Raw genomic sequence first — 16,215 nt, 5'->3', positions numbered from 1 at the left:
CCCGCTCACGTGGCAGTGGGCGGGGGCCGAACCGGATCGACGGGGCCGGCCGGGCCGGACGGTCAGCCGTCCCCTACGGCAGCGCGTGCACGTGGGCGCCCACCGCGCTCGACCAGGCGTTGCCCGCCGTAGCGTCCCAGTTGGTGGACCAGGTCATCGCGCCCCGCAGGTCGGGGTACGTCCTCGACGGCTTGAAGGAGCCGCAGTTGGTCGCCTTGGTGAGGCAGTCCAGGGCGGCGTTGACCACCGACGGGGACACGTAGCCGCCGCCCGCCGCGCGGGTGGAGGCCGGCAGGCCGAGGCCCACCTGGGACGGGGCGAGGCCGCCCTCCAGCTGGATGCACGCCAGGGCGGTGAGGAAGTCGACCGTGCCCTGGGCGTACACCTTGCCGTCGCAGCCCAGCATCGTGCCGCTGTTGTAGTACTGCATGTTGACGACCGTGAGGATGTCCTTCACGTTCAGCGCCGTCTGGAAGTAGCCGCCCTGCGTCGACTGCATGTCGATGGTCTGCGGGGCCATGGTCAGGATCATGTCCGGGCCGGCCTTGGCCGACAGGGCGCGCAGGGCCTGGGTCATGTAGGTCGGGTTGAGGCCGTTCTCCAGGTCGATGTCGACGCCGTCGAAGCCGTACTCCTGCATGAGGGAGTGGACGGAGTCGGCGAAGTTCGTCGCGGAGGCGGAGCTGTTCACCGAGACGGTGCCCTTCTCGCCGCCCACCGAGATGATGACCTTCTTGCCCGCGGCCTGCTTGGCGCGCACGTCCGCCTTGAACTGGTCGACCGTGTAGCCGCCGAGTCCGGCCGAGTCCAGGTTGAAGGTCACGGCGCCCGGCGTCGTGGTCGCGTCCGCGAAGGCCACCGCGATGATGTCGTAGGCGGACGGCACGTCGGAGATCTTCTGGACGGTCGCTCCGTTGTTGAAGTTCTGCCAGTATCCGGTCACCGCGTGCTTGGGCAGGTCGCCGCCGTTCCCGCCGTCGTCCGGCGCCGTGGTGCGGGCCGTGACCGCCGCCGACTTCGCGGACTCACCGGCCGCGTTCGTCGCCGTGACCTGGAAGGAGTACGCGGTCGAGGCCGCCAGGCCGGTCACCGTCGCCGAGGTGCCGGTCACCGCGGTCACCTTCGTGCCGTCGCGGTAGACGCTGTAGCCGGTGGCGCCCGAGACCGTGTTCCAGGTGAGGGACGCGGAATTCGGGGTCGTACCGGAGACCCTCAGGCCGGCCGGGGCCGACGGGACCGTGGGGTCGGGGTCCCCGTCGCCGCCACCGCCGTCGGGGCCGAAGACGGACAGGTCGTCGACGTAGTACGCCGACTGTCCGTACCAGCCGTGCGTGTACACCGTCACGGAGGTCGTCGAGGAGCCGGTGCTGAAGGTGGTCTTCAGCTGCTTCCAGGAGGCCGAGTCCGGGGTCCAGGTCGACACGTCCGTCGTACCCGTGCCCGTCACGCCCAGGTAGGAGTACCCGCCCTGCACCCACGCGCTCAGCGTGTACGTCGAGTTGGGCTTCACCGCGACGCTCTGCGAACAGCGGGCGTTGTCCTGCCCCGCCGGAGTGGCCTTCAGCGCGGCCGAGCCCGCGTGCGCCGGGGAGGCGACGGTGGTGCCGCTGTTCGCCGAGCAGGTCCAGTTGCTCAGCCCGGACTCGAAACCGGCGTTCTTGGCGTTGTTGACGTCGGCGGCCGATGCCGGGCCGACGGCCGTGAACGCGAGCGCCAGGGCGGCGGTGACGGCGCCCGTCAAGGAGCCGAGACGTCTTCCGCGCCGTCTGCGTACGGGGTCCACTGCTGCCTCCGGGGGTGAGGTGGGGCGGAATGGGGGACGGTGGCCACCGCTGACGTACAAGGTGGTCCAGACCAATTGAAGTGTCAAGAGGTAGGTACGGACCAAGTTCGCCGCCCGGAGGGTGCGACCGACTCGCACTCGAAAATGCTCAACCTGCCCCGGTTTGGCGCACCTTGTGCAACGCAAGTTGTTCCACAGCTACAGAAACGCTGTTCTCCGGTCACAGAGGCGTGGATACAGTGCTCAGGTAGTCACGCAGTGAAGTCATCCGGGTGTGCCGGAGTAACGCCGGCGGACCGACGGGCATGGGAGACGGGGAGCCGCGCGTGCCAACTGCCATTGCCGTGACCAGTGCCGACATGGCACTGCCGCCGCAGGACGAACGGACGCTGCCCGCGGCCGTGCTCCAGGACGTCGACCGGCGCCCCCTGGAACAGGTGCTGGCCGAGCTCCAGACGCTGGTGGACCAGCACGGACACGTGATCGTGGTGTGCTCCGAGGCCGTCCCGGCGGGCGTGGAACGGCGCCTGCACACCGTCCGCGCCCTCCTGGAGACCGACCGTATCGCCCTGTTCCGGCCGCCCCTGCCACCGCTCGGGATCGCCGTACTGGCCCGCCAGTTGCGCCAGTTGGCCTCCTGCGACCTCAGCCCGGGCGTTCTCGCCTCCGCCGGCCGGCTGCTCACCCACTACATCCACGCCGGCGCCCTGCTCGGCTCGGTCGCCCGGCTCGACCACGTGCCCGTGGGTCTGAAGGCGCACGCCAGGTCCTGGGTGCCCGGCAGCCAGTTCGGCGTCGTCGCCCACCCCGTGCCGCAACTGGTGAAGGTGGTACCCGAAGCCGCCCTGGACGGACCCGAGTTCGGCACCTGGCTGCTGGTCGCCAAGGGGCAGCTCGCCTCCGACTGGGTCACCGGCACCCTCGCCCCGTCCTGGCGTGTGCAGGGGCTGCGCGAGACGGCGCTGCCCGCGGAGTCCGCGGACTGGTGGGGGACGGGGCGGCTGACCGAGTTCTGCGCGTACCTCCCCGACCTCTCGGTCCTCTACCAACTGGTCACGTCCGTAAGGCGCAGCGCCTGCCACTGGTGCGGCATCGACGTCATCGGCGACCGCTGCGTGTTCTGCTCCGCGACACCACCGGTGTACGACGACGGCAACGGCGGCGGGAGTGGCGGCGGGCGCGGCGGTGGCGGGGACCGGGCGTTGGACCACCGCCGCGATCCCGCCCTCGGCCGCCGCCGTGAGAGACGGGCCCTGACTGGGTAGGCCCGTAGCGCCCCGTCCGCCCGCCCCAGTCCCTCCGTCCGCCCGGACATCCGACCCCCCAATGAGGTTGCACGGCCCATGAACTCCCGTCAGCGCCGCGGCATCATCCTGCTTCTCCTCTCGGTCCTGTGCGCCCTCGGCGCCTTCGCCGGCGTGCTGTCCGTCATCAACGACGTGAAGTCCAAGGTCGGCCCCGAGGTGGCCGCGTACCGGGTGAAGAGCGACATCGAGCCCTACACGCAGCTCGGCGCGGCGCAGTTCGAGAAGATCGAGATGCCCGAGCGCTGGCTGTCCGGGAACGCCGTCACCGACCTGTCCCAAGTCCGCGGGAAGATAGCCGTGACCAGACTGAAGGCCGGCTCGCTGCTCCAGAGCGACATGATCGTCGACACGCCCGCCCTGCGGCCCGGACAGCAGGAGGTCGCCATCATGATCGACGCGGCGACCGGCGTCGCCGGGAAGATCACCCCGGGCTCCACCGTCAACGTGTACGCCACCTTCGAGGGCCCCCGCGAGGGCGATCCCGACCAGTCGAAGATCATCGTGACCAACGCCAAGGTCATCGACGTCGGCGAACTCACCTCACTGGAGCCCGACGAGGACAGCCGCGACCGCGAGCCCACCGACGCCGTCCCCATCACCTTCGCCCTGTCCACCATCGACGCCCAGCGCATCACCTACGCCGAGTCGTTCGCCCGGCGCGTCCGGCTCGCGCTGGTGGCCCCCGGCGGCGACACCGACGTCCCCGACCAGGACCGGACGTACGAACTCGCGAAGGACAAGTGAGAGCCGCATGGCCACGAGGATCCTCCCGGCAGTCGGCGACCCGGACGCCGTACGGTCCCTCACGACGCTGCTCAGCCAGCTCCCGGACGCCGAACCGGTCGCCCCGGTCGCCGACTCCACCCAGCTCGTCGACACCCTCGCCCGGCTCGCCGCAGAGTCGGTCGACGAACTGCCCGAGGTCGTGATCGTCCACGAGCGCATCGGACCGGTCCCCGCCCTGGAGCTGATCCGCGAGGTCGCCCTCCGCTTCCCGGCCGTCGGCGTCATCCTCGTCACCTCCGACCCCGGCCCCGGTCTCTTCCAGGCCGCCATGGACCACGGCGCCCGCGGCCTGGTCGCCCTCCCGCTCGGCTACGAGGAACTCGCCAGCCGCGTCCAGGCGGTGGCCCAGTGGTCGGTGGGCGTACGCCGGCACCTCGGCGGCACCGTCGACGTGTACACCGGAGCGGGCGGCACCGTCGTCACCGTCAGCGGCGCCAAGGGCGGCGTGGGCGCCACCCTGACCGCCGTCCAACTCGCCCTGGCGGCCCAGGCGTCCGGCCGGTCCACCGCCCTGCTCGACATGGACCTGCAGACCGGCGACGTCGCCTCCTACCTGGACGTCCAGTTCCGCCGCTCCGTGGCCGACCTGGCCGCCATCACGGACCTGTCCCCGCGCGTCCTGGCCGACGCCGTCTTCCGCCACGACAGCGGCCTGGCCCTGCTGCTCGCCCCCGGCGAGGGCGAACGCGGCGAGGAGGTCACCGACCGCGCCGCCCGCCAGATCGTCGCCGCCCTGCGCTCCCGGTACGAGGTCGTCGTCATCGACTGCGGCGCCCAACTCGGCGGGGCCGGCGCGGCCGCCGTGGAGAGCGCCGACACGGCGCTGCTGGTCACCACCCCGGACGTGGTCGCCGTACGGGGCGCCAAACGGGCGGTACGGATGTGGGAGCGGCTGCAGATCCGCAAGGCGCAGGAGACGACCGTGGTCGTCAACCGGCACACGCGGGGTACGGAGATCCAGCCCCCGCTGATCCAGAAGATCACCGGCACGGCGATCGCCGCCACCACGGTCCCGGCGAACTTCAAGGAACTCCAGAGCGCCGTGGACGCGGGCCGCGTCCACGAACTGGACGGCAAGAGCACCGTGAAGCAGGCCCTGTGGACCCTCGCGGGCGAACTGGGCCTGGCCGGCGTGCCCAACGCGGGCCGGAAGGGACACGGCCGCCTCCGGGGAGACCGGGGCGCGGCCGGCCTCCGGCGCCGGAAGGACGGTGCGGGGTGAGCGGACGGTGCGCGGTAAGCGGGTTACGCGGCCGGGTCCGGGACCGGGACGGCGGCCAGGTCACCATCGAGTTCCTCGGCATGACCCCGGTGATCATCGCGACGCTGGTGGTGCTGTGGCAGCTCGTGCTCGTGGGATACACGTACACGCTCGCGGGGAATGCTGCGGACGAGGCGGTACGGGCGGCGACGGCGGCCGACCGCGGGGCGCGGGAGGGTGCCTGCCGGGAGGCGGGTCTGGACAAGCTGCCGGGCTCGTGGGAGGGGGGTGCCGAGGTGCACTGCGGTACCGCGGGCGGTTACGTCACCGCCGACGTCCACATCGAGGTCCCCCTGCTCTTCCCGGGCACCCTCAGCGTCCCCTTCACCGTGCACGGACACGCGGGGGCCGTCGAAGAGGAGGACGACTGAGATGCCGTACTCCCACCGCAGGGCGCCCAGGGTGCCGCACTCCCCGAGGGCACGCGTCGGGGACCGGGGCCAGGTGGCCATCGAGCACCTCGGCTTCCTCCCGATCCTGGTCCTCGTCGGCATGGCCGTCGTACAGCTCGGCCTGATCGCGTACACCGCCCAGCAGGCCGGCACCGCGGCCCGCGCGGGGGCGCGCAGCGCCTCGCTCCAGGAGAGCGCGGAGGCGGCGTGCGCGGCGGCCGTCAGCGACCGGCTGGCCGGCGGCACCCACTGCACGCCGTCGTACGGCGGGGACGAGGTGACGGTCACCGCCACCGTCGAGATCCCGTCGATCGTGCCGGGCTGGGACTTCGACCCGGCCCGCAAGACCGCCACCATGCCGCTGGACCACTGACCGAGGAGCCGAGGACGCATGAGCCTGCGCGCACGCATCCACTCCCCCGAGGAGCACGGCAGCCGGGGCGAGGACGGACACCTGGTCGCCTCCTACCGGGCCAAACTCCTGGCGGAGATCGACCTCGCCGAGATGAGCTCGCTGGCGACGGCCGAGCGCCGGGCCCGCCTGGAACGGGTCCTCGGGCACATCATCAGCCGCGAGGGCCCCGTCCTGTCGACGGTCGAACGCTCCCAGCTGATCCGCCGGGTCGTCGACGAGGCGCTCGGCCTCGGCATCCTGGAACCGCTCCTGGAGGACGCGTCGATCACGGAGATCATGGTCAACGGCCCCGACGCGATCTTCGTGGAGCGCGCGGGCCGCGTCGAGCAGCTGCCCCTCCGCTTCGCCTCCCACGACCAGCTGATGCAGACCATCGAGCGCATCGTCTCGACGGTCAACCGCCGCGTGGACGAGTCGAATCCGATGGTCGACGCCCGCCTCCCCTCCGGCGAGCGCGTCAACGTCATCATCCCCCCGCTCTCCCTCACCGGCGCCACCCTCACCATCCGGCGCTTCCCGCGCTCCTTCACCCTCCACGAGCTGATCGGCCTCGGCTCGCTCGACGAGAACATGCTCTACCTGCTCGCCGGTCTGGTGCAGGCCCGCTTCAACATCATCGTCTCGGGCGCCACGGGCACCGGGAAGACCACCCTCCTCAACGCCCTCTCCGGTCTGATCCCCGAATCCGACCGCATCATCACCATCGAGGACTCGGCCGAACTCCAGCTCCAGCAGGCGCACGTCATCCGCCTGGAGTCCCGCCCCCCGAACGTCGAGGGCCAGGGCCGCATCACCATCCGCGACCTGGTCCGCAACTCGCTGCGCATGCGCCCCGACCGCATCGTCGTCGGCGAGGTGCGCGGCGGCGAGTCCCTGGACATGCTCCAGGCGATGTCCACGGGCCACGACGGCTCGCTGGCCACCGTCCACGCCAACAGCGCCGAGGACGCCCTGATGCGTCTGCAGACCCTGGCCTCGATGTCGGACGTGGAGATCCCCTTCGTCGCCCTGCACGACCAGATCAACAGCTCCGTCGACGTCATCATCCAGCTCACCCGCTTCGCCGACGGCGCCCGCCGCATCACCGAGATCGCCCTGCTGGCCAGCCACGGCGGCGAACCGTACCGCCTGGCCACGGTCGCCCGCTTCAACGCCCGCCCGATGTCCGCCGAAGGGCGCGTCGTCGGCGCGTACGAGTACCACCCGCTCCCGCACCGCACCGCCGAGCGCCTCTACATGGCGGGCCAGCCCATCCCGCAGGCCTTCGGCGTGGCCCACACACCGGACCAGCTCACCACCCGAGAAGCCAGGTAGGACCGCCCGATGGAACTGGACACGCTCGTCACGCTCACCACCGGCATCTCACTGCTGACCTGCGTCCTGGCGGTCGTCGGCCTGCACTCGTACGCCGCCGGGAAGGCCCAGCGCGCGGCACTGGTCGACCGCCTCACCGCGGCCGGCCAGACACCGGTGGCCGGACGCCGACGCCGCTTCCCCGGGCTGGACCGCCGCCTGCGCCGCACGAAACTGGGCCGGAACCTGGAACGCCGCCTGTCGGCCACCGGCCTGGACGTGACCCCCGGCGAGTTCTTCGCCTACATGCTCGCGACGGTCGCGGGCCTGTGGCTGATCGGCCAGGCGGCCCTGGCCCCCTTCTTCGGCCCCCTGGCCGGCCTGCTCGGCATCGGCGTCGCCGTCCAGTTCCTCAACTGGCAACGCCAGAAACGCATCGAGAAGTTCATCAACCAGCTCCCCGAACTCGCCCGTATCCTCGCCAACGCCACCCAGGCCGGCCTCGCCCTGCGCACCGCCATCGGCATGGCGGCGGAGGAACTGGAGGCCCCGGCCGGCGAAGAACTGGGCAAGGTGGCCGACCAACTCGCCATCGGCGCCTCCATGGACGACGCCCTCGGTGAACTCGCCGGCCGCCTGCCCTCCCGCGAACTGGTCGTCCTCGTCACCACCCTCGTGCTGTCCAACCGTGCCGGCGGCCAGGTGGTCGGCGCGCTGCGCAACCTGACGGAGACCCTGGAGGAACGCAAGGAGACCCGGCGCGAGGTCCGCACCCAGCTCTCCCAGGTCACGATGACGTCGTACGCCGTCCCCGTCCTGGGCATCGGCTCGTTGCTCCTGATGAACGGGGTGAAGGACGGCGCCCTGGAACGCATGACGGGCTCCCCGGCCGGCCAGGCCGCGGTGATCACCGCCTTCGCGCTCTACGCCGTCGGCTTCGTCCTCATCCGCCGCCTGTCCCGCATCGACGTCTGAGAGGAGGGGACACGGACATGGGCCTCGCACTGCCCGGCATCCTTCTGGCCCTCCTCATGGGCATCGGCGTCTGGGGCGTCTTCGCCGGCATCCGCATGTACCGGGCGGAGGCCAGACTCCCCGACGACCTCGCCCTCGCCCTGGAGGTCGGCGCCACCCGCACCGGCGCCGCGCACTCCCTGATCGACCGCATGGGCATGCGCTACGCCCCCGCCGTACTGCGCCTGATGGGCCCGGCCCTGGTCGCCAGGTACCGCCGCAGGATCGACCTGGCCGGCAACCCCGGCGGCCTCACCATCGACCGCTACGCCGCCCGCCGCGCGGTCTACGGCTTCCTGGGCGCGCTAGGATTCCTCGTCTTCCTCCTCCGCGGCCAGTACCTGGTCGCCCTCCTGCTCCTCGCCTTCGGCGCGTTCTGGACGGAGGTGGGCATCTGGTCGGCGATCCGCATCCGCAAGGACGTCATCGAGCGCACGCTCCCCGACTTCCTGGACGTCCTCGCCGTCGTGGTCAGCGCGGGCCTGGGCTTCCGCCAGGCCCTGGACCGGGTGTCGACGCGGTACGAGGGCCCCTGGGCCGACGAACTGCGCATCACGCTCCGCCAGATGGACCTGGGCATGAGCCGCCGGGAAGCCTTCACGGAGCTGCGCCGGCGCAACGACTCCGAACAGGTCGCGATGTTCGTGACGGCACTCCAGCAGGGCGAGGAACTGGGCGCCCCGATCGTCGACACCCTGGTCTCCCTGGCCAAGGACATGCGCCGCACGGACGCCCAGAACGCCCGCCGCAAGGCCGCCCGCGCGGTCCCCAAGGCCACGCTGATGATCACGACCTTCATGGTCCCGGCCACGATGATCCTCCTCGGCGCGGGCCTGATCCTGGGCTCGGGGACGGACTTCGGCACGATCACGGGCGAGTAGGGGAGGTACACGTAAACAAAGAGAGTGCGATCGCATACATACCGGCAAGGTCAACAACCGATGAAACCAGGTCCAGTAGGGCCCATTTCGCGCAAAGCCTTTCGCACATGCAATCAACTGTGGGACAGTCGTCGCCTGGTTCTCCCGACAGGCCGAGGTCCCGACCGAGCGCAAGGGAGGTGGAGATCGTGGACGCCGTCACGTCCGGCATGACCAGCCAGCAGATCCCCACCGCCCAGCCGTACGGCTCCGCCCACCCTGGAGGGGAACACCATGACCAACTGGCTCCACACCGCCGCCGCATACCTGCACACCCGCACCGCCACCCCGAAGGACAAGGGCCAGACAGCGGTGGAGTACCTGGGCATCATCGCGGTGGTGGTAGCGATCGTGCTGGCGATCACGGGGACGGACATTGGGCAGACGATCTACAACGCGATCAAGGACAAGATCACCGAGGTCACCGGTGCTTGATGTCTGCGCGTGTACGCGACGACGCAGGGCAGGCTTTCCCCATCTACATCACGGTGGTGGCAGGCCTGCTCTTCCTCGCGCTCGCGTACCTCGCGGTCGGTCAGGCCGCAGGGACTCGCAACGAGGCGCAGACGGCAGCGGACGCCGCGGCACTTGCAGCGGCTCTGGAAGCCCGTGACCACCTCGCGGACCAGTGGTTCGACAACGTCCTGGAACCGGATTCGTGGCAGGACATCTTCGAGGGAAGAACGCCGGTTCCCAACGCGTGCTGGCGAGCCGAGGAGTTGGCCGCACGCAATGACGCGAGCGTGGATTGTGCACCGGACGGGCTCCTGGGCTACACAGTCTCCGCCGAGACCAACGACACCGTTGGGGACACCATCGTGCCGGGCACAGAGGATCAGAAGGCGACAGAGAGCGCGACCGCGGTCATCGAACCCCGCTGCACGCCCAAGCCGCCCGCCGAGGACGCAGGCGACGACGCACTGCCGAGCCTCACCTGTGAAGGTGGCGAGGACTGGGACCTGAAGCCGGACGACCTCGCGGACCTACCGAAGCCCGAGGACCTGTTCGACGTCCATCTGGCCGACAGCTGACAAGCGAACAATGAGGACGAAGGAAGCGGAGTCATGAGCATTCGGTTCACAAGGGGCCGCGGGGGACTGTCCGCATGGCCTGTTGCGATCGTGCTGGTCTTCGGCCTGGTGGCTTGCAGCGGTGGAGGCGGAAGCGATGACGACAAGCCAGAGGCGTCGACGGCCGCTTCCAAAAGCAGTGAGTCGAAGCCGGATGCCCAGGAGGACGACTCGGGCCAGGCGCTGGCCGAGCTGAAGGGACCAAGCGGCCTGTTTCTCAAGGTCACCGCTTCGGAGCGGGACGCAGGAGGTTTCATCACGATCAGTGGGGAATTGAAGAACGACGGTGAGAAGACCGTCAACATTCCCGCTCAACTGAGTGGCAACGAAACCGAGATCATCAAAAACGGCAGCTCTTTGGGGGGCGCCACTCTGGTGGATTCCAAAGGCAAGAAGCGATACTACGTACTGCGTGACACAGACGGTCGTCCGCTCACGACCACAAACTTCCCCGCCCTGAAGGCAGGCGAGTCCCTGCCGGTGTTCATGCAGTTCCCCGCGCCCCCAGCCGACACGGCCGAGGTGACGCTTCAGCTGCCGATGTTCACGACCGGCACCATCGAGATCTCCGGGTGAGGGCACCATGACCTCGACCCCGCGCCTGATGGCCGCAGTAACCCTCATGCTCGCCACGACCGTGTACGGCACCACCACCGCCCACGCAGACGACGACCCCAACGACCCCCCGGGCACGGAACCCTCCGCCTCCGCCCCCGTGGAGGTGGACCCCAACGACCCCGACCTCAAGCTCCCGGACGGGGCCACGCTTGCCCAGGCGAAGGTCCTGGACATCAAGTCGGTGGTGGAAGAGCAGAGCGGCGACGAGCGCCGGGAGGACACCAACACGAGCGTGACACTCGCCCTCCAGGCCGAGGTGCTGTTCGGCAAGGACAGCTCCAAGCTCGGTGCCGAGGCCAAGTCCCGCATCAGAGGCATCGCCGACGAGATCAGGACCCAGAACGCCACAAGGGTCCGCGTCTTCGGCTTCACCGACGACCTCGGCTCCTCCGCCCACGGCGACGTGCTTTCCAAACGGCGCGCCAACGCCGTCCACGACGTCCTGTCCCAGTCCCTCAACGACGCGGGCATCACCTACGAGGTCCGGGGCTACGGCGAGCAGTACCCCATCGCCGACAACGCCACTGAGGCCGGTCGCAAGAAGAACCGCAGGGTCGAGGTCTCCTTCCCCCGCTCGGAGCCCTGACCAACCATGAGCAGGCGAACGCACCCCCGCCCAGGTCCCGCCCGCACAGTCCTGCCGGCCCTGGCAGCGCTGACCGCCCTGACAACGACAGCGGCGTGCAGCACCACGCACCCAGCGGATGACGAGGCACCCAGCACGCCCCGGAACCGTCCCACGGCGTCCCGCCCCGCACCGGAGCCCCCCTCCTCGTCACCGGCGGACGGCACCGACGTCAGTGCCTGCACCGACGGCAACTGCGAGATCGCGGTGACCGAGCCCGTGACCCTCCACTTCCAGGCACCGGGCGACACCGGCCGGGCAACGTTGTCGGTGACGAAGGTCGGACCGAACGAGATCGAGTACGAGGTGAAGTCCGGCAACAACCGCTCCACCGGCGGCGCGAGCGGCCCGGGCCAAGGCTGCCTGACGTACCTCCGCGAACGCGGCAGCGGCAACTCCTGCGGCACCCTCGACCCCACCCGCCCGAGCCCGCAGCCCGGCGCCGTGGTGATCCAGGCGACGACTGGCTCGAACGGAACGGCACTCCTCCACATCGTCTCGCCCTGACGAAGCTCCCCGGGGGACAGACGGCGAACACACCGGCCCCGATGCGGATGCCGATGCCAAGGGCGACGCCAGAGGAGGACCCGCCGCCGCAGGCTCGGGGTCGACGTCACGGACGACTAGTCCGCCGGGCCCTCCACGATCTCCACCCGCGCCCCCCTCCGCACTCCCCACTCACTCATCGCCCCGGCCTCCGCCTCCAGCACGTGCCGCGCCCGCAACCGGGGCAGCCCCAGCCTGCCCGGCCGCATCGTGCGCACGGCGATGACGGCGAGCCGCCGGTCGAGGTAGGCCACGTCGATGGCCATCCGCATCCGGAACGTGTGCACGCTGTTGGCGGGGCTCAGCAGCATCGCCCCCTCGACGGAGTCCCGACCTAACAGCCCCCTGGTGCGCGCTCGATAGGAACTCGCGATATCCAACGGAACGCGAGCGCCCTCGCCACCCGGCCCACCCACGACCAAAGCCCCCACCCCGTCCCGCCACCGCCGCCGTCCCATGCATGCACCCTCCACCCGGCCCCCGTCGAAGGTAGCGGACCCGGAGCGGATGGCAGCGGGACCCCTTGGCTGCTTCCACTGTGTTACGGAAACTGTTATGGCTCAAGTAGGCGCCCGTACAGTGCATTTGAAATCCCGGGAGACGGCGGGGAGACAGGTGTCACCCCGGTACCGTCCGAGCCCGGTGGATAGCGTTGCTTCGCTGAAGAGAAGCCTCGTCCCACCCAGGAGCCGACAGTGAATCGCCGCCGCCCCACCCTCCTCGCAGCGCTCACGCTGACCGCCACAGCGGCCTTGACGCTGTCCGCGTGCGGAAGCAACGACGACAGCCCCGGCAAAGGGGAGGACCAAATCGCGGGTGCGGACACGAGCAGCGAGCCGTCGACGTCACCGAACGAAACGGATCCGGCCCAGGCGGAGCGGCCGGAGATCGCGTTGCCGGCCGACGTGACGTACAAGATCGAGTGGGACAAAACCGGTGACCCGGTCAAGGATGCCGTGCTGCGCGATGCCGAACAGCGCATCCGGGCCGTGGACATGGCCATTGCGGAGCAGGATCCGCTGCACAAGGCGTATCGCTTCTACTCCGAAGGCGAGGCGGCCGCGGGGAGCGAGAAGTACATCCGGGACTTTGTGGACCACAAGGCGCGTACGACCGGCATAACCCGCTACTACAACGAGAGTGTGAACGCCAAGGACGACGGTACCGCCGCCCTGGTGTACTGCGAGGACCAGAGTAAATCGTTCAACAAGTTCCTCAAGACGGGGAAGGCTGAAGTCACGTCGGTGACGAAGGACAGCTATGTCCTGTATGCGAGCACGCTGCGCAAGAACAGCAAGGGCGTCTGGGTGACGGAGCGACTGGTTTCGGAGCGGGGGAGTGCGAAGTGCCGTCCTTGAATCTCGAAGTGCCTTGATACTGCCTGTGGGGCTCGCCGCCCCCTCCTCGCCACCGCTGCTCCGGCCTAGGCGGAGGAGGGATTCGGCGGGTGCTGGCCCCGCCCTCGCGCCGACGGAAGCCGCCAGAAGCGGACGCGACACATGCAGCCACACCCGCTCGACCCAGGGATAGCGTTGCTTCGCTGAGGAGAAGCCTCGTCCCACCCAGGAGTTGACCGTGAATCGCCGCCGCCCCACTCTCATCGCAGGGCTCACGCTGGTCGCCGTTGCGGCGTTGACGCTGTCCGCGTGCGGAAGCGACGACGACAGCCCGGGCAAGGAGGAGGGCGAGACCGCGGGTGCGGACACGGGGGACAAGCCGTCTGCCCCGCCGAGCTCCACCCCCTCGTCCGCTGCGGCAGCCGGCCGACCGAACGTGGAGCTTCCGCCGGACCTGAAGTTGACCTTCGAGGACGCAGAGAACGGCGACCCGGTCAAGGACGCCGTTCTCGCGGACAACGCTGAGCGGATGCGTGCCGTCGACGCTGCCATCGCCGGTACGGACTCTGAGGGCAATGCGCTCGGCTTCTACAACACGGGCAAGGCCCTGGAAGCAGCAGTGTCGTGGGTCGGGCAGTTCGAAAAGGCCAACGCCACCGTGACCGGCCAGGTTCGGTTCTTCGATCGGGATGTGACGCTCAAGGGCACAACTTCAGCTGTTCTGTCGTTCTGCGCGGACGAGAGCAAGGGGTTCAGCAAGAACAAGAAGACAGGCGAGGTGGCCAAGACGCCCGTCACCAAGAACAGCTACGTCCAGTACAACACCAGGCTCGACAAGAACGCCAACGGCGTCTGGCAGACATCGCAGATCGTCTCCACGAGGGGGGCGGCCCAGTGCCAGCCATAGCGGCGGACGCCAGACGGACCCGGCCGCCCTGCGACTGACGCACCGAGCCCGGAGGTCCAGTGGTGTCAGGCGGCCGATCCATCGCGTGGACTCCGGCATGGCCACGGGCTCCACTCTGGTGTCCCTCGGCCTCGCTGGATAGCGTGGCTTCGCTGAGGAGAAGCCTCGTCCCACCCAGGAGTTGCCCGTGAATCGCCGCCGACCCACCCTGTTCGCAGCGCTCACGCTGACCGCGGCTGCGGCCTTGACGTTGTCCGCGTGCGGAAGCGATGACAGTTCCGACAAGAGGGAAGACAAGATCGCCGGGGCGGACACAGGCGACAAGCCGTCTGCCTCGCCGAGCCCGAGCAAGACGTCAGAGCCCGGTCGGCCGGAGATCACCTTCCCTTCCGACGCGAAGAATGTTTTCGAGGGCGGCAAGACGGGCGATGCCAAGAAAGACGCCGTCCTCGCGGACAGCTCGCTGGCGGTCAACGCGGTCGACGAAGCCATCTTCAAGGGCAACACCGGCACGAAGGCGCTCGGCTACTACAACACAGAGAAGGCCTTGAGCTCGTCGATTACCTACGTACAGGGGTACATCGACGACAACGACACGTGGGTCGGTGTAACCCGGTACTTCAATCGAAAGGTCACCTTTTCTGGCGAGGGTCAGGCGTACGTCACCTACTGCTCGGACGAGAGCAAGTCGTACATCAAGAACAAGAAGTCGGGGAAGATCGACAGGTCGGCGGCGACGGCTGACAGCTACGTTCTCTACAACACCAAGCTCGCTAAGAACGCCGCTGGTGTCTGGCAAACCACCGACATCGTTTCGAACAGGGGGGCCAAGGCGTGCCAGCCGTAAGGAGCCTGGCCAGGACGGTGACCGTTCTGGCTCTTGTCTGCGTTCCCGTGCTTGCCGCACAGTCGGCTTTTGCCCAGCGCGGCAAACACGGAAGTAATGGTCAGACGGAGCAGCGCGCCGAAACTCACGGTGACGCCGTTTCGGTAACTGTGGGTGGTGTTGTCTTCGATCGCTCGAAAAACGGTAGCGGTGATTCAGTCGGTGCGGTGACGTCGTCCACGTCCTGGTCGCCGCCTGCGTGCTGGTACGCCCCGAAGTACACCCCCGAGCAGCTGCAGAAGTACCTGGAGCCGATCTGGGAGGCGGAGTCCACCGGGTACGAGTGGGACGCCAAGCAGCGGGAGAAATACAACGCGCTGGATGAGAAGAGGGGCTTTAACAAGGACAAGACAGGAAAAGGCTATTGGTGGGGCTCTTATGTGAACGAGAGCTTCCCGCCGGGCTGGGACAAGTGCGACAAGGACTACTTCTGGGTGGACGAGGGTGACCCCCCGCCCGCGGACATCGAGAACGCCGTCACCCCGGAAGTCCTCGCCGAGCTCGCCTACGGGGAGATTCGTGTCCCCGGTACCGAAGTGACGCTGGCGCCCGCGGCGGCGACCAAGGTGAACCTTCCGACGTGGGCCTGGCTGGACGGTGCGGACTTCAAGCCGGTCTCGGTCACCGCGTCCGTGAAGGAGATCGGTATCGAGGCGACGGCCACGGCGGAGCCGGTCTCGCTGCAGATCGAGCCGGGCACCCCGGATGCCGAGACCTATCCGGCGTCGGGGGTCTGCGAGATCAAGGGCGGTCGCATCGGCGCGCCGTACGAGAAGGGCAAGGCGGACGACACACCGCCGTGCGGGGTGAAGTACCTGCGGTCCTCGGGTGACGGGACGTTCCCGCTTCGGGCGACGGTCACGTGGGAGATCCACTGGACCGGCAGCGGCGGCGCGGGCGGAGACCTCCCCGACGGTACGTTCGGCGCCACCCAGGACGTGGTCGTCCAGGAGATCCAGGCCGTCAACCGTTGATCGATCCCACCAGTCCTCAGGGCGGTGGCAGTCGCCGGGGCGTCACGAAAACCGGATGACGTCGTTCCTCTCATCGGTGCG

Annotated in this window: 19 protein-coding genes; 17 read left to right on the top strand and 2 right to left on the bottom strand. The window is 69.2% G+C overall.

Translation table 11 applies throughout. The annotated features are described in order from the left end of the window. Nucleotides 1–73 precede the first annotated feature (73 nt). A complete protein-coding gene (locus tag ACZ56V_RS02025; protein ID WP_398917936.1) occupies nt 74–1,783 on the bottom strand; it encodes a chitinase in 1,710 nt (569 codons plus the stop codon). Nucleotides 1,784–2,088: 305 nt separating this feature from the next. Between ACZ56V_RS02025 and ACZ56V_RS02020 the strand changes: the two genes are divergently transcribed. The 13 genes from ACZ56V_RS02020 to ACZ56V_RS01960 all read left to right on the top strand — a co-directional run bounded on the left by ACZ56V_RS02020 (nt 2,089) and on the right by ACZ56V_RS01960 (nt 11,991). Next, nucleotides 2,089–3,048 (top strand): hypothetical protein, encoded by a 960-nt coding sequence (locus ACZ56V_RS02020; RefSeq protein WP_468938512.1) that lies wholly within the window; start codon nt 2,089–2,091, stop codon nt 3,046–3,048. A 78-nt stretch (nt 3,049–3,126) separates the two neighbouring features. Beyond that, nucleotides 3,127–3,834 carry a Flp pilus assembly protein CpaB gene (cpaB, locus tag ACZ56V_RS02015; RefSeq protein ID WP_468938509.1) on the top strand — a complete coding sequence of 236 codons (708 nt, stop codon included), beginning with the start codon at nt 3,127–3,129 and terminating at the stop codon, nt 3,832–3,834. A gap of 7 nt (nt 3,835–3,841) precedes the next feature. Continuing rightward, on the top strand, nt 3,842–5,098 hold the full coding sequence (locus tag ACZ56V_RS02010; protein ID WP_468938507.1) for an AAA family ATPase: 1,257 nt from the start codon (nt 3,842–3,844) through the stop codon (nt 5,096–5,098). An 80-nt stretch (nt 5,099–5,178) separates the two neighbouring features. Next, nucleotides 5,179–5,508: a pilus assembly protein gene (locus ACZ56V_RS02005; protein ID WP_468939342.1), complete on the top strand. Its 330-nt coding sequence runs from the start codon at nt 5,179–5,181 to the stop codon at nt 5,506–5,508. Between the two features lies 1 nt (nt 5,509). Further along, on the top strand, nt 5,510–5,902 hold the full coding sequence (locus tag ACZ56V_RS02000; protein WP_468938504.1) for a TadE/TadG family type IV pilus assembly protein: 393 nt from the start codon (nt 5,510–5,512) through the stop codon (nt 5,900–5,902). An 18-nt stretch (nt 5,903–5,920) separates the two neighbouring features. Then, nucleotides 5,921–7,258, top strand: coding sequence for a CpaF family protein (locus ACZ56V_RS01995; RefSeq protein ID WP_398917947.1), 1,338 nt, complete (start codon nt 5,921–5,923; stop codon nt 7,256–7,258). 9 nt (nt 7,259–7,267) lie between these two features. Next, nucleotides 7,268–8,212 (top strand): type II secretion system F family protein, encoded by a 945-nt coding sequence (locus tag ACZ56V_RS01990; RefSeq protein WP_467380669.1) that lies wholly within the window; start codon nt 7,268–7,270, stop codon nt 8,210–8,212. A 17-nt stretch (nt 8,213–8,229) separates the two neighbouring features. Further along, nucleotides 8,230–9,132 (top strand): DUF5936 domain-containing protein, encoded by a 903-nt coding sequence (locus ACZ56V_RS01985; RefSeq protein ID WP_356360824.1) that lies wholly within the window; start codon nt 8,230–8,232, stop codon nt 9,130–9,132. A 273-nt stretch (nt 9,133–9,405) separates the two neighbouring features. Continuing rightward, the gene (locus ACZ56V_RS01980; protein WP_468938500.1) at nt 9,406–9,606 is read left to right on the top strand and encodes a hypothetical protein; all 201 of its coding nucleotides are present in this window, start codon (nt 9,406–9,408) and stop codon (nt 9,604–9,606) included. Then, nucleotides 9,606–10,202, top strand: a complete 597-nt coding sequence (locus ACZ56V_RS01975) for a pilus assembly protein TadG-related protein (RefSeq protein ID WP_468938498.1) — start codon at nt 9,606–9,608, stop codon at nt 10,200–10,202. The genes ACZ56V_RS01980 and ACZ56V_RS01975 overlap by 1 nt, the downstream gene beginning before the upstream one ends. Nucleotides 10,203–10,235: 33 nt before the next feature. After that, a complete protein-coding gene (locus tag ACZ56V_RS01970; protein WP_468938495.1) occupies nt 10,236–10,817 on the top strand; it encodes a hypothetical protein in 582 nt (193 codons plus the stop codon). 7 nt (nt 10,818–10,824) lie between these two features. Further along, entirely contained in the window at nt 10,825–11,445 is a 621-nt protein-coding gene (locus ACZ56V_RS01965; RefSeq protein ID WP_468938493.1) for an OmpA family protein, read from the top strand. 246 nt (nt 11,446–11,691) lie between these two features. Beyond that, nucleotides 11,692–11,991, top strand: a complete 300-nt coding sequence (locus ACZ56V_RS01960; protein WP_468938490.1) for a hypothetical protein — start codon at nt 11,692–11,694, stop codon at nt 11,989–11,991. A gap of 116 nt (nt 11,992–12,107) precedes the next feature. On the opposite strand, the gene ACZ56V_RS01955 is transcribed toward ACZ56V_RS01960, so the two are convergent. Next, nucleotides 12,108–12,488, bottom strand: coding sequence for a DUF192 domain-containing protein (locus ACZ56V_RS01955; protein WP_468938487.1), 381 nt, complete (start codon nt 12,486–12,488; stop codon nt 12,108–12,110). A gap of 237 nt (nt 12,489–12,725) precedes the next feature. Between ACZ56V_RS01955 and ACZ56V_RS01950 the strand changes: the two genes are divergently transcribed. The 4 genes from ACZ56V_RS01950 to ACZ56V_RS01935 all read left to right on the top strand — a co-directional run bounded on the left by ACZ56V_RS01950 (nt 12,726) and on the right by ACZ56V_RS01935 (nt 16,134). Continuing rightward, nucleotides 12,726–13,388 carry a hypothetical protein gene (locus ACZ56V_RS01950; RefSeq protein ID WP_468938484.1) on the top strand — a complete coding sequence of 221 codons (663 nt, stop codon included), beginning with the start codon at nt 12,726–12,728 and terminating at the stop codon, nt 13,386–13,388. A gap of 217 nt (nt 13,389–13,605) precedes the next feature. Then, on the top strand, nt 13,606–14,274 hold the full coding sequence (locus tag ACZ56V_RS01945) for a hypothetical protein (protein WP_468938481.1): 669 nt from the start codon (nt 13,606–13,608) through the stop codon (nt 14,272–14,274). Between the two features lie 187 nt (nt 14,275–14,461). Continuing rightward, nucleotides 14,462–15,121, top strand: a complete 660-nt coding sequence (locus tag ACZ56V_RS01940; RefSeq protein ID WP_468938480.1) for a hypothetical protein — start codon at nt 14,462–14,464, stop codon at nt 15,119–15,121. Then, nucleotides 15,109–16,134, top strand: a complete 1,026-nt coding sequence (locus ACZ56V_RS01935; RefSeq protein WP_468938477.1) for a hypothetical protein — start codon at nt 15,109–15,111, stop codon at nt 16,132–16,134. Before ACZ56V_RS01940 ends, ACZ56V_RS01935 begins: the two co-directional genes overlap by 13 nt. Nucleotides 16,135–16,215: the final 81 nt, after the last annotated feature.

Source organism: Streptomyces sp. NPDC034099, from assembly GCF_055575415.1.
The sequence above is the reverse complement of the archived record's forward strand: the minus strand, read 5'-3'. Positions and strand labels throughout refer to the sequence as shown.

Bases quoted from the DNA above. Each gene is read 5' to 3' on its own strand.
- ACZ56V_RS02020 (WP_468938512.1), top strand. From the start codon at position 2,089: ATGGGAGACGGGGAGCCGCGCGTGCCAACTGCCATTGCCGTGACCAGT.
- cpaB (WP_468938509.1), top strand. From the start codon at position 3,127: ATGAACTCCCGTCAGCGCCGCGGCATCATCCTGCTTCTCCTCTCGGTC.
- ACZ56V_RS02010 (WP_468938507.1), top strand. From the start codon at position 3,842: ATGGCCACGAGGATCCTCCCGGCAGTCGGCGACCCGGACGCCGTACGG.
- ACZ56V_RS02005 (WP_468939342.1), top strand. From the start codon at position 5,179: ATGACCCCGGTGATCATCGCGACGCTGGTGGTGCTGTGGCAGCTCGTG.
- ACZ56V_RS02000 (WP_468938504.1), top strand. From the start codon at position 5,510: ATGCCGTACTCCCACCGCAGGGCGCCCAGGGTGCCGCACTCCCCGAGG.
- ACZ56V_RS01995 (WP_398917947.1), top strand. From the start codon at position 5,921: ATGAGCCTGCGCGCACGCATCCACTCCCCCGAGGAGCACGGCAGCCGG.
- ACZ56V_RS01990 (WP_467380669.1), top strand. From the start codon at position 7,268: ATGGAACTGGACACGCTCGTCACGCTCACCACCGGCATCTCACTGCTG.
- ACZ56V_RS01985 (WP_356360824.1), top strand. From the start codon at position 8,230: ATGGGCCTCGCACTGCCCGGCATCCTTCTGGCCCTCCTCATGGGCATC.
- ACZ56V_RS01980 (WP_468938500.1), top strand. From the start codon at position 9,406: ATGACCAACTGGCTCCACACCGCCGCCGCATACCTGCACACCCGCACC.
- ACZ56V_RS01975 (WP_468938498.1), top strand. From the start codon at position 9,606: ATGTCTGCGCGTGTACGCGACGACGCAGGGCAGGCTTTCCCCATCTAC.
- ACZ56V_RS01970 (WP_468938495.1), top strand. From the start codon at position 10,236: ATGAGCATTCGGTTCACAAGGGGCCGCGGGGGACTGTCCGCATGGCCT.
- ACZ56V_RS01965 (WP_468938493.1), top strand. From the start codon at position 10,825: ATGACCTCGACCCCGCGCCTGATGGCCGCAGTAACCCTCATGCTCGCC.
- ACZ56V_RS01955 (WP_468938487.1), bottom strand. From the start codon at position 12,488: ATGGGACGGCGGCGGTGGCGGGACGGGGTGGGGGCTTTGGTCGTGGGT.